Origin of the sequence: Rhodococcus sp. O3 (genome assembly GCF_048897285.1) — a bacterium.
Taxonomy (GTDB): domain Bacteria; phylum Actinomycetota; class Actinomycetes; order Mycobacteriales; family Mycobacteriaceae; genus Rhodococcus.
Genome location: NZ_JBMBTE010000015.1, coordinates 54,514 through 66,989 on the forward strand (window position 1 = coordinate 54,514; position 12,476 = coordinate 66,989).

10 protein-coding genes and 1 pseudogene are annotated in these 12,476 nt (G+C 66.7%); 3 read left to right on the plus strand and 8 right to left on the minus strand.

Annotation, left to right across the window (positions count from 1 at the left end):
• Positions 1-19 precede the first annotated feature (19 nt).
• The 5 genes from ACN675_RS07380 to ACN675_RS07400 all read right to left on the minus strand — a co-directional run bounded on the left by ACN675_RS07380 (position 20) and on the right by ACN675_RS07400 (position 6,590).
• Positions 20-1,639: a dipeptide ABC transporter ATP-binding protein gene (locus tag ACN675_RS07380; protein WP_420750230.1), complete on the minus strand. Its 1,620-nt coding sequence runs from the start codon at positions 1,637-1,639 to the stop codon at positions 20-22.
• A gap of 32 nt (positions 1,640-1,671) precedes the next feature.
• Positions 1,672-2,547, minus strand: a complete 876-nt coding sequence (locus ACN675_RS07385) for an ABC transporter permease (RefSeq protein ID WP_197250765.1) — start codon at positions 2,545-2,547, stop codon at positions 1,672-1,674.
• Positions 2,544-3,512, minus strand: coding sequence for an ABC transporter permease (locus tag ACN675_RS07390; protein ID WP_197250764.1), 969 nt, complete (start codon positions 3,510-3,512; stop codon positions 2,544-2,546). Before ACN675_RS07390 ends, ACN675_RS07385 begins: the two co-directional genes overlap by 4 nt.
• Before the next feature lie 23 nt (positions 3,513-3,535).
• Positions 3,536-5,137, minus strand: a complete 1,602-nt coding sequence (locus tag ACN675_RS07395; protein WP_420750231.1) for an ABC transporter substrate-binding protein — start codon at positions 5,135-5,137, stop codon at positions 3,536-3,538.
• Positions 5,138-5,300: 163 nt separating this feature from the next.
• Positions 5,301-6,590 (minus strand): LLM class flavin-dependent oxidoreductase, encoded by a 1,290-nt coding sequence (locus ACN675_RS07400; RefSeq protein WP_197250762.1) that lies wholly within the window; start codon positions 6,588-6,590, stop codon positions 5,301-5,303.
• 287 nt (positions 6,591-6,877) lie between these two features.
• Between ACN675_RS07400 and ACN675_RS07405 the strand changes: the two genes are divergently transcribed.
• From ACN675_RS07405 to ACN675_RS07415, 3 genes are read left to right on the plus strand one after another with little or no spacing between them, the layout of a single operon-like run.
• Positions 6,878-8,428, plus strand: a complete 1,551-nt coding sequence (locus ACN675_RS07405) for a rhodanese-like domain-containing protein (protein ID WP_420750232.1) — start codon at positions 6,878-6,880, stop codon at positions 8,426-8,428.
• A complete protein-coding gene (locus ACN675_RS07410; protein ID WP_420750233.1) occupies positions 8,425-9,723 on the plus strand; it encodes an acyl-CoA dehydrogenase family protein in 1,299 nt (432 codons plus the stop codon). Before ACN675_RS07405 ends, ACN675_RS07410 begins: the two co-directional genes overlap by 4 nt.
• Entirely contained in the window at positions 9,720-11,039 is a 1,320-nt protein-coding gene (locus tag ACN675_RS07415) for an LLM class flavin-dependent oxidoreductase (RefSeq protein ID WP_420750234.1), read from the plus strand. Before ACN675_RS07410 ends, ACN675_RS07415 begins: the two co-directional genes overlap by 4 nt.
• A 77-nt stretch (positions 11,040-11,116) precedes the next feature.
• Here ACN675_RS07415 and ACN675_RS07420 read toward each other — a convergent pair whose 3' ends face one another.
• The 3 genes and pseudogenes from ACN675_RS07420 to ACN675_RS07430 all read right to left on the minus strand — a co-directional run.
• Positions 11,117-11,794 carry an NAD(P)-dependent oxidoreductase gene (locus tag ACN675_RS07420; protein WP_420750235.1) on the minus strand — a complete coding sequence of 226 codons (678 nt, stop codon included), beginning with the start codon at positions 11,792-11,794 and terminating at the stop codon, positions 11,117-11,119.
• Positions 11,791-12,147, minus strand: coding sequence for a 4Fe-4S binding protein (locus tag ACN675_RS07425; RefSeq protein ID WP_420750236.1), 357 nt, complete (start codon positions 12,145-12,147; stop codon positions 11,791-11,793). Before ACN675_RS07425 ends, ACN675_RS07420 begins: the two co-directional genes overlap by 4 nt.
• Positions 12,144-12,476, minus strand: a pseudogene (locus tag ACN675_RS07430) (pyridine nucleotide-disulfide oxidoreductase); the annotation flags it as partial. The gene ACN675_RS07425 and the pseudogene ACN675_RS07430, both read right to left, overlap by 4 nt.

Genomic DNA, 12,476 nt, shown 5'->3' on the forward strand with positions numbered 1-12,476 from the left:
GTGACGGCGCGATCCGTGATCAGGCTCCGACGAGCAGCGAGCTCCGGAACCGCTGTCCCGGAACGGAGTCGATGAGATTGCGCGTGTACTCCGAAGACGGTTCGTCGAACACTCGTTGCGTGTCGCCGAATTCGACGAGCCGACCCGACCGGAGAACGGCGACTCTGTGCGAGATCTGACGGACCACCGTAAGATCGTGGGAGATGAACAGGTACGTCAGGTCCAGATTGCGCTGCAGATCGATCAGGAGGGCAATGATCTGGTCCTGTGTGACCACGTCGAGGGCGGAGAGCGGCTCGTCCAGAATGACGATCTCCGGCCGGACCACCAGTGCCCGCGCGATGGCGACGCGCTGGCGCTGGCCTCCCGACAGTTCGGCGGCGTACTTGTCGAGGGATCCCGCCGGTAGGTTCACGCTGCCGAGGGCCTGTTCGATCCGCTGTTTTCGCAGCGCGGCGTCGCCGATCCCGAAGGAGCGCAACGGCTCGTCGAGGATCTGCCGGATCGACCATCGGGGGTCCAGCGCGGAGTCGGGGTTCTGGTAGACGAACTGGACCTCGCGCCAGTGGTGGCGTCGCTCGCGGTGCCCGAGCCGGGCGACGTTCCGCCCGAGCACTTCGACCGTGCCGCCGGTCGGTGTTGTCAGTCCGATGATCATCTTCGCGGTGGTCGACTTGCCCGACCCGGACTCGCCGACCAGGGCGACGGTCTCGCCGCGCCGCACCGACAGGTCGACGCCGTCGACGGCCCGGTGCACGATCCGGCCCTTGACCCGGAATTCCTTGGTGATCGCGGATACCCGGACGACCTCGTCCGAATCGGTGCGGGTGGGCAGCGGCGCCGGCGGTGTGACCTCCCGGATCCGGCCGATCAATGTGCGCGTGTACTCCGACCGGGGCTCGGTGACCACCGATTCGACGTCGCCCTGCTCGACGACCCGACCGTCCCTCATCACCACGATGCGCGACGCGTGGTCGGTCGCCACGCCGATGTCGTGGGTGACGAACAGGACGGTGGTGCCGTGCTCGGCGACCAGCCGGTCCAGCACCCGCAGGACCTGGCTCTGAACCGTGACATCCAACGCGGATGTCGGTTCGTCGGCCACGAGCAGCTTCGGATTGAGGCCGAACGCGATCGCGATGAGGACCCGTTGCCGCATACCACCGGACAGTTCACCGGGATATTGACGGAGCCGTCGTTCCGGGTTGTCGATCTCGACCTGCTCCAGCAACTCGATGCTGCGGCGACGTACCTCGCTGCGGCTCAGCTTCAGATTCCGGAGTTCGAACACCTCGGCGAGCTGCGCTCCGATCGTACGCACCGGATTCAGGGACGCCCCCGGATCCTGCGGTACCAAACCGACCGTGCTGCCGCGCAACCCGCTCCACTGCCGTTCGGACAGCCCCAGGATGCCGTGTCCGTCGAGGACCGCGGTGGTCGCATGCGTGTGCGCCGACTCGGGAAGCAGACCGACCACCACGTTCGCCAAGGTCGTCTTACCCGAGCCCGATTCGCCGACAACGGCGGTGAACTGCCCCTTCTCCAGTCTCAGGCTCACGTGGTCGAGTGCGACCTTGGCGGTGTCGCCGGCACCGTAGGTGACGACGAGATCTTCGATGTCGAGTAGCGGTTCGGACATGTGGATTCTGGCTCCCGTGGTTGGATCCGTGGTCAGATTCTGTTGGCCGCGAGCAACCGCCTGCTGACCACACCGAGCGCGATGATCACCAGCAGGATCACGATGCCCGGCAGCGTTGTCAGCCACCACGCGGTGGCGATGTAGTTGCGTCCTTCGGCCACGAGCAGGCCCCACTCCGGAGTCGGCGGCGGGGCGCTGTATCCGAGATAGCCGAGCGCCGCGATCGCCAGGATGGCGGCACTCAGGTCGATGACCGCGAGCGCGACCACCGCTCCCACGGCGTTCGGCAGAATGTGCTTGCGGATCACCGCCCATCGGCTCGCCCCGGACAGGAACGCCGCTTCGACGTAGTCGAGTGCGCGCACCCGGAGCACCTCCGCCCGGAACACCCGCGCGAAGATCGCGATCGAGCCGATACCCACACCGATTCCGACGGACAGCCGTCCCGCCCCGTACGCGGTGACGATCCAGATCGACACCAGGAAGCCCGGCAGAGCCAGCAGCACGTCGCTGATGCGCATACCGACGGCGTCGACGACCGGTCCGGACACCCCGGCGAGGATCCCGATGACGCTGCCGATCACCAGGCCGACTGCGACGGCGATACCGGCCGTCAGGACGGTCTGCGATGTGCCGTGCACGACGCGGGTGAGGACGTCGCGTCCGAGGTGGTCGGTACCGAACCAGTGTTCCCAGCTCGGCGGCTGGAACTTGTCCACATGGTTGCCGGTGAGCGGGTCGAACGAGGTGAACAACCCGGGCACCAGCGTCCAGAGCACCACGACGACGAGTAACGACGCGGAGAGCAGCACCGGCAACGGAAGACCGCGCACGACGCCGAGCACCCCTGCACGGTCTTCGGAGACTTCGGGATCGACGACGATCCGCTCCGATGTCGATTCACTCATTGGAACCTGCCTAGGCGAGTGCTGAAACCCTTGCTCTGGGTCCTGGTTACTCGTGGATCGAGGATCGGATAGATCAGGTCGACGGCGAGGTTGATCGCGACGATGGCGACCGTTGTGAGCAGGACGAGTCCCTGAATGAGGGAGATATCCTGTGTTGCAACAGCGTCCATCAGAACCGAGCCGAGGCCGGCCCGCGAGAAGACGGTCTCGGTGACCACCGATCCGCCCAGGAGGGCACCGACGGTGGTTGCGGTGACGGTGAGAGCCGGTCCGGCCGCGTTCTTGAGCACGTGCTTGCGGATGACCCAGCCGGGTGTTCCTCCCTTCGCACGCGCCGTGGCGACGTGGGGAAGCCGCATGGTCGCTTCGGCATTCTTCAGCAGGACCTGCGCGATCGGCGCCGAGATCGGGACCGCGAGCACCAGCGCCGGTATGACGAACGACGCCACCGAACCGTCCGGGAAGAGCGAGAACAACCCGAGTTGCACCGAGAAGATCTGCAGGATCACCAGGCCGAGCCAGAAGGTCGGTACCGAGCTGAACAGCGGCGGGATGTTGCGCACCGCCTTGCGCAGTCGCTCGAAACGGCTGGTCGTCGCCAGCAGGACGATGCCGACCGAGATGACGATCGCGAACACGGTTGCGGTCCCGGCAAGCTTCAACGTCTCGCCGACGACGTCGGCGATGCGATCGGTGACCGCTTGCCCACTCGACAGCGAGAAGCCGAAGTTGCCGCTCGCCAGCTGCACGAGCTGCCCGAAATACTGTGCGAGCAAAGGCTTGTCGTAACCGTAGAACTGCTTGACCTGCTCGACGACTTCCGGGTTGAAGTATCCTTCCCCCTTCGCCACGAAGATCGTGGCGGGATCGGACGGGAGGATACTCACACCCCAGAACACGACGGTGTACGCGAGCAGCAGCACCAGCAGCGACTGCCCGATCCTGGAGAGCACGTATCGCGTCATCGCGCGCGCCTCGGCTTCGTCATCTATCCCTCCGCCTGCGAGGACTTCCAGGCACTCTGGAAGAGCGGCTCGGTCAGGTTCGTGAACTCGATGTGCACGTCCGGCGAGGCGGAGTGCACCTGCACCTCGTCCCACAGCACCAGCGCCAGGTGCTTGTCGACGACCTGCTGCTGCACCTGCGCCAGAACGTCGTTGCGCTTCTGCGGATCGGTCGCGGACAGTTCCTGACCGGACAGCGCGATGAGCTCGTCGTCCGCGGCGAACGTCAGCGTGTTCTTGTCGCGCCCGAACAGCAATGCAAGGCCCACGTTGTAGTACGTCCTGGTCCCCAGGAGCGGCTTGCTCGGGTCGGCGACGGCGATGTTGTAGGCGGTGGTGTCGCCTGCGTTGTTGACGAGCTTGATACCGAGGTCGCGCCACTGCGACTCGATGAACTCGAATGCCGGCTTGATCACCACGCTCTGCACCGACGCGGACACACTCAGCTCGAGCGGCCTGCCGTCCTTCTCGCGGATGCCGTCGGGCCCGACCTTCCAGCCGGCCTCGTCGAGCAGCCGTGCAGCCTCGTCGGGGTTGTACTCGATCTTGTCGCCGAGGTCGACGAACGCGGGATCGTCGTGGTTCAGAACCGAATCCGCTGCCCGGTAGCTGTCGGACAGAACGGTGGCCACGAGGGCGTCGCGGTCGATGCCCAGTTGGAGGGCCCGGCGCACGCGCACATCGCTCACGTCCTCGTTGCCGATGCGGACAGCGGCGATGTTGGAGGTCAGCAATGGGGCCGAAACGGGAATGACCTGCTTACCCGCGGCGGCGAGCCCCGCTTCGTCGGTCGGCTGGATTCCGCGCGCGACGTCGACCTGTCCGGACTGCACCGCCCCGGCACGCAGTCCCGGCTCGCCGATCGCACGGATCTCGATCTTGTCGAGGTACGCCGGCCCCTGGTTCGGGGACACTGCGGGCGGCCACGCGTAGTCGTCGCGCCGGGTCAGCACGACCTTCTGGTCGGGCACGTGGGATTCGTAGACGAAAGCGCCCGAACCGACGACGTTCTCGATCTTGGCCTGGCCCTCGTAGTCGAGCGCGAGCGTCGACGCCGCACGGATTCCGGCGCGGTGACCGGCCACGACCCGGTAGAAGTTCGTGTTGGGTGCGGACAGGTACACGGTCACCGTGTTACCGGAAACCTCGGAGCGGTCGTAGCCGACGAGGTCCGTGAACGCGGGAATCTTCTTGTCGGGGTCGCCCTTTCCGACCTGATCGAGGTTCGCCTTGACTATGTCGGCCGTCAGCGGAGTTCCGTCGCTGAAGGTCACACCGTCCCGGATCGTAAATGTGTACACGGTGGCGTCCTCGTTCCGGGAGAAACTCTCGGCCAGCCATGGTGTGATCTCACCGTTCCTCGGATCGGTGTAGACCAGACGGTCCACGATCTGCAGGAACAGGTTGCCGGTCGAGTAGAAGCCGCTGAGGGCGTCCGTCACGTACATGACGTCGGAGTAGACGACCGTTCCGCCCTGCTGCGGTTCACCGGACGGTCCCGTCGAGGCCGACTGTCCACCTTGCGAGCATCCTGCCAGTACGCCCGCCGCAATCAGGCCGGCGACCAGCTTCTTTACGCGTGACATGAATTCCTCACTGTGTTGCTGACTTTCGAAATCGGCGCCAGCCGATCCGTGCGAGACTCGACGGCCGTCCGCATTCCCGACAGACGGTAGGGCCCTTGGTCCCGGGCCTCAATGAATTACTTCGCCCTGGCCGAAACTCTCCACCGAAAGCGACGTGGAGCGCTCAGGCGAACGCGGCGCGCAGCGCCGCACCCTCGTAGGCGCGCTTGTAGATGCCCTTCTCCTGCAGCAACGGCACCACGTGTTCGACGAAGTCCACGAGACCCGACGGCGTGATCGCCGGGTTGATGTTGAAACCGTCCGCCGCGCCGGTGGTGAACCACTCCTCGATCCGATCGGCCACGAACTCCGGGGATCCCACGAATCGCAGGTGGCTGTTGCCCGCGTCGGTCACTCGCAGAACATGACGGAGGGTGACCTGGGGCCCGGTCACGAACCGCCGGATCGACTCGTGCGAACTGATGCTCCCCTCGACCTCGGACAGATCCGGAAGCCGATCGACCGGGAACGGCGAGTCGAGTTCGATTCCGCCGAGGTCGATGCCCAGGCGCTGTTCGAGGGCCGCGATTCCGCGCTCCGGTGGATTGAGCGAACTGATCTCCTCGTGCAGTCGCTCGGCCTCCCGCTGCGTACTGCCGACGATCGGGATGAGACCGGGCAGGACCCTCACCGGCGGCCTCGACGAGGTTCCACCGCGCTGAAGAGCGTGGAGTGAACTGCGGAAGTCCCGTGCCTGCCGGATGTCCTGCGCGACCGAGTAGACGGCGTCGGCATACTTGGCGGCCAGCTGTCTGCCCCGGTCCGAGGCACCGGACTGGAACAACAGCGGGCGACCGTGTGGTGAACGCGGCGTGTCCAGCGGGCCTTTCACGGCGAAATGCGTGCCGCGATGGTCGATGGGCACCACCGACGCCGTGTTCACCTGTACGCCTGCGGCCTTGTCGAGGACGATCGCGTCGTCGCCCCAGCTGTCCCACAGCCGGAGCAGGACGTCGATGTACTCGTCGGCCTGTTCGTACCGATCCGCGTGGGGTGGCAGCGCATCGAATCCGAAGTTCCGTCCCGCCGATTCCGATCCGGTGGTGACGATGTTGACTCCCGCTCGCCCGCCACTGAGATGGTCGAGCGTGGCGATCTGCCGGGCGATGTTGTACGGGTGTGTGAACGTCGACGACACGGTGGCGATGAGACCGATGTGCGATGTCGACGGTGCGAGCGCGGACAACAGCGAGACCGGTTCGAGGGGTGAGAAGAGATAGGCCCAGTCGTTGTCCGGGACCGCCGGGGTGTTCGCAACGAACAATCCGTCGAACAGTCCCCGCTCGGACAGTGCCGCGTACTCACGGTAGTAGTCGAGGTCGAGAGCCCCCTCGGGCTTCGCCGACGGGTGCCGCCAGCCGCCTTGCGTGAATCCGATCGCACGAATCACCGAATTCAGAATCAATGTGGACATGATCGGTCCAGCACCTTCCTCGGGGTCGCAGTCGCGGGGCCGCAACGGCACCCGTGATCGAGGCTAGGTCGAGCGCCGAGGTTCACCGAGAGTTCCGATCACCCTGAATCAGGATGGGAGATGGACTTTTCCGCGCATCGACACGTATCCGAACCAGACTGAGCACAACCCTGTCGGGGAACCCGCGGACGCGAGATTCTGTCGTCTGCGCTCACCTTGCGCGCAGCCTCCTTTCGTTTCTTCGCTCGTCCGAGACGAAGCGCCAACCGCCTCTTCACAGGAAACCGATGACCACATACATCTCCGGGAAAGACCTACTCGAGCTCGTGTCCGATCGCGCCCCGGCCGTCGCCGTACTGGACGTGCGCACTCCGTTGGAACGCAGCAAGGGCCATATCGCGGTCAGCGCGTCTCTGCCGTTCCACGAGATCGAGCAGCGCATCGTCGATCTGGTTCCCGGCACTGCCACCACCGTGGTACTGGCCGGCGAGCCGGATACCGACGGACCCGCTGCCGACCTGCTCGAATCTCTCGGCTACAGCGACGTCCGGGTGCTCGAGGACGGTCTCACCGGATGGACGAACGCCGGTGGTCGCCTCTACACGGGCACGAACGTGCGCAGCAAGACCCTGGGCGAGTGGATCGAACACGAGTTCTCCACTCCCACCGTCGACAGCACGACCGTGCAGGGCTGGATCGAGCAGGGCGACGACGTCGTCATTCTCGACAGCCGACCGACGACCGAGTACCTGCACCACCACATTCCGGGTGGATACGACACCGGCGGCGGAGCCGAGATCGCTTATCGTGCAGGCAGTGTCGTGAAAAGTCCCGACACCAAGGTCGTCATCAACTGCGCAGGGCGCACGCGCGGCATCGTGGGCGCCCAGTCCCTGATCAACACGGGCATCGCCAACCAGGTCTTCTCCCTCTACAACGGCACCCCCGCGTGGGAGCAGTCCGGGCGTTCTCTCGCCTTCGGTGACGAGCAGGCACTTCCGGCACCGCAGGACGTCTCGGACGAGCTCGCCGCATGGGTGCGTGCCACCTTCGACAAGGCCGGTGTGCAGGTCCTCTCTCCCGACGCCGTCCAGGAACGCCTGGCCGATGCGTCCACGACCACCTATGTCTTCGACGTTCGCACGCCCGCAGAGTTCGCGGCCGGCCATTTCGAGGTCAGCGTGTCCGCGCCGGGCGGACAGCTGGTGCAGCAGGTCGACAACCACATCGCCGTCCCGAACGCCCACGTCGTCCTCGTCGACGATCAGGACTTCGTGCGGGCCGCGAGCACCGTTCAGTGGCTGCGATACCTGCACACCGGCCCCTTGTCGGTTGTCGCGTACACCGAGGACGCGGTACTCGATCATCCGCGTCGTGCGCTCCCTCTTCCGGACGCGCAGCACGTGGACCGGTCCGAGCTCGAGCAGTGGCGAACCGACGGCACCGACCATCTTGTCGTGGACCTGCGGCCCTCCGCCGACTATGCCGCCGGACACATCCCGGGCTCGGTACACGCCCGCCGCGAGCAACTCACCCAGATCGCCGAGAAGGCACCGGACGCGACACTCGTGCTCGTCGGGAACGACCGGTACTCGCCGGAACACGTCGTCTCCGAAGTGCCGGCGTCCGTAGTAGTCCTGGCCGGCGGAATCGACGCCGCGGAAACACTCACAACCGATGATCCGCACTACGCCGGTGAGATCGCCGACCGCACCGGACCGCCCCCGTTCGGTCCCGAGCGGGACCGCTGGTACGCCGAGTATTTCGAGTGGGAACTCGCGCTGCTGGAGACGACCAGCGGCGATCCGCACTTCGCCTTCGCGGAGATCGCGTCGTGACCGCGGCACAGGCGGACCCCCGCGTGGCCGCAAGTGCAACGGTGACGGGAGCGACCGGCGAAGAAGCATCCGCACGGTTCCTCGAGGAACTCCGGGCACTCGTCGCAACCTTCCGCGACGAGGCACCGTCGCGGGACAGGGAACGCCGCTACCCCTTCGACGAGGCCGAGCAACTGCGCAACATCAAGTTCTGGGCATTGAACGTGCCCGTCGAGTTCGGCGGGCTGGGGTTCGACCGCCGGACCCTGATCCAGGCGATCATCGCGGTGTCCTCCGTGGACGGGAGCCTCGGCCAGGTTCCGCAGAACCATTTCGCGACCGTCGAACGGCTGTTGCTGTCCGGGTCACCCGAGCAGCGCGAGTTCTACCTGCGCGAACTCGGCAGCGGGGCGATCTTCGGTAACGCGACCGCAGAACCGGGCGAGCGCCGGCCGGGTGAAGCGCACACCACGGTCGTCGAGCGCGACGGCAGTCTGTACCTGTCCGGACGGAAGGTCTACGCGACCGGCTCGCTCTTCGGCAACTTCATCGCGGTCCAGGCCCGCAACGAGGCAGGCGGGCAGGAGACGGTCGTGGTGCGGCCCGGCGACAAGGGCGTCGTCATCCACGACGACTGGGACAGCTTCGGTCAGAGGACGACCGGTTCGGGTTCCGCGGAGTTCGACGATGTCGAGGTGCAACCGATCCAGCTCCTCCCCCGCTCGTCGGATCCGGCGACGACCTATCGCATCTCGGCGCTCTCCCAGCTGATCCACGCGGCGATCGACACCGGCCTCGCGGAGGGCGCGCTGTACGAGGCGCTGGCACTCGCTCGGCGAGTCCACGGCGGACGCGGAAGCGGTGCCGCCGAATTCCGCGACGACGTGCTGGGCGTCGCGCACCTCGGCGAACTGCGGATCGCGACGACCGCCGCGCGACGGCTCGTCGAATCCGCGGCACAGCGGCTGGACTCCCTCGGTCCCGACACCGTCTTGAGCACTGTCATCGACGTGTTCTACGAAGTGGTCCAGGCGAAGGTGCTCAGCACCCGCACCGCACTGAGCGTGACGTCCGACCTGTTCGACGTCGGTGGCTCGAGTTCGACCAAGCCGGCGTTCGGCCTGGACCGTTACTGGCGCGATGCCCGCACCCACACCCTGCACGATGCGGTCCGCTGGAAGCCGTATTCGCTCGGCAAGTGGCTGATCGACGAGGAAGTCGCAGACGCCTGGAGCCTCGCGCGGCCGTTGCTTCCGCTCGCGGACCTCGAGAACGCCGCGGACGATCCGGTCGGCTTCTACGGGAGCGCCCGGTGACCGAACGCAGGCTGCATCTCAACATCAACGTCAACAACAGCGGCCGGCACCCGGCCTCGTGGCGCGTACAGAACGATCCGCTCTCGTTCCTCGATCTGGGCTACTACGAGGAGATCGGGCGGCTCGCCGAACGCGGCCGCCTCGACGCCGTGTTCTTCTCCGACGGCTTCGACTACTCCGCGCCGAACATCACGCGACCGTGGCAGGCACTCGACCCGATCGTTCCGCTCACCGCGGTCGCGCGGGCGACCGAGCACATCGGCCTGGTCGCGACCGTGTCGTCGAGTTTCGATCACCCGTACAACATCGCACGCAAGATCGCCTCCCTCGACTACGCGTCCGGTGGGCGTGTGGCATGGAATGTCGTCGCGACCCGCGCGCTCTCCTCCGCGAGGCTGTTCGGACTCGACGCCGTGCCCGACCACGACGTCCGCTACGGTCGCGCCGAGGAATCGGTCCGAGTCGTCAAGGCGCTGTGGAACTCCTGGGAACGTGATGCGCTGGTCGCCGATCAGAGTTCCGGGAAGTTCGCCGACGCCGCACGCATTCACCCGATCGATTTCGAGGGCGAGCACTTCCGGGTTCGCGGGGCACTCAACGTTCCGCGCTCACCGCAGGGCCGACCCGTCCTCCTTCAGGCGGGCGGTTCGCCGCAGGGCATCGAACTCGCGGCCCGGCACGCGGACGCGGTCTTCACCGTCAATCACACGCTGGCCGCAGCGCAGGACTTCTATCGGACGGTCAAGTCGAAGGCCGCCGGTCACGGTCGTTCACCGGACGACATCCTCATCCTCCCCGGCTTGTTCCCCGTTCTGGGCAGCACCGAGAAGGAGGCGCGCGAACGGAAGAACCGGCTCGACGAGATCGCCGGATTCGAGGAGGAACTCGAATCGCTCAGCAGGACACTCGGTCTGGACCCGGGCGACCTGGCACTCGATGCTGCGTTGCCGTGGGACAAGATCGAGGACGTTTCTGCTCGGGCCGGGGTGAGTCAGGGGTTCGCGAATGCGATCCTCGATCTCGCGCGGCGGGAAGAGTTGACGGTCCGGGAACTGCTCGCGCGCAATCCGAACGGGCACCGGGTCCTCGTCGGAACACCCGAGCAAGTCGCGGATTCCATCGAGGAGTGGTTCCGCGGGCGCGGTGCCGACGGTTTCAACCTCAACGCCGACTACTTCCCGAGCGGTCTCGAGCTGATCGTCGACCAACTGGTTCCGGAATTGCAGCGCCGCGGCATCTTCCGGCGGGAGTACGAGTCGACAACCCTGCGCGGCAACCTCGGCCTACCGATCCCGTGGGGCGACGACCACGTATGACAGCGTTGCCGGCCGGAGACGGTGCGCTTCGGCGCCTTCTCCGGCCGGCAACCATCGATGATGCAGGCTTGGTGGAGTCAGGTCGCCGGCACGACCAGCACCTGACGGTGCCGAACCGTGGGCCTGACGATCTCGTCGACCACAGCGGCCGCGAGCGTCTCGTACGACAGCACCGCGCCCAGCGCTTCCGGGCCGACGACCTCGGTCAGCGCGTACCCCGACGCGTCGGCCGCGTCGGGTGACAGACCCGCGGGTGGGGTGACGATCAGCCAGTCCGGCGCCGGATCCGCCTGCGACAGAACCGTGCGCTCACCCGCGTGGGCGCGGGCGAACGGAAGCAGCGCCGGTGGAAAGAGATCGGCGACATCCGACACCTCGCGACCGTCCGGCAACTGCAGGTTCGCGAACAATCCCACGGTCACGATCCGCACGTCGGGTGAGCGTCGACCGGCCAGGACCGCGCCCAGCACCCGCTCGTAGAACGTCTCGTCGAATCCGTCGAACGACGGGGGCGGCGCCGAGAACGGTGTCACGGCGTTGACGACCGCATCCGCATCGGCGAGCGCGCGTGCCACATCGGCCGAATCGGTGGCGTCTCCTTCAACGACGGTGACCCCACGCTCGGCCAACCACGCGTGCCGCGCGCTCGACCGCACCAGCGCGGTCACCGAATGACCTTCGGCCAGGATCCTTCTCACAACGGCACTGCCCGCGCGACCTCCGGCGCCGAGCACCGCGACGCGCTGCTCGGTCATGCCGAATCACCGAGGACCGCGGCGGGAAGCCTCGGCGGCAACGGCCCGTGCGGCAGTTTCGGACCCACCGCCCGACGAGCACCGGGGACGCGACCGTTGCCCCATCCCAGTTCGGCCCGGTACCGGCCGATGTGTTCGGCGTCCAAGTCCCCCTCGGACACCGGCGTCGCCTGCGGATGCACGTACAGCGCGTCGGTCGGGCAGTAGGCCTCGCACATGAAGCAAGTCTGGCAGTCGCTCTGCCGGGCGATGACCGGAATCCCGGTGGCGGTGCGCTCGAACACGTTGGTCGGGCATGCGTCGACGCACCTGTCGCAGCCGATGCAGGCATCGGCGATGAGCAGTTCGATCATGACGCCACCAGCAGCGAGTTCCGGACCGCAGCGGTTCGCGTCCATACCGTGTCGAGCCCGCCCGTCAGCACGTGGTGATGCTGGGCGGGGTCGAGGTGGGGATGATCGGCGCGCTTGCTCATGCCGCGGGTTTCGGTGCGGGCCAACGCGGAATGGTAGATCCAGCGGCCGACTGCGGTGATCGCCGCCGCCTGCCGTGCCCGCACCCGCTCCTCGCCCGATGCGCCGAGACTCCGCGTCGCGTCCGCCCACAGCCCTTCGAGCTGACCGAGCGCTGCCTGCAGCCGAGGGCCGTCGCGCAGCAGGTTCTTCTCGACCGGGAGCAGTTC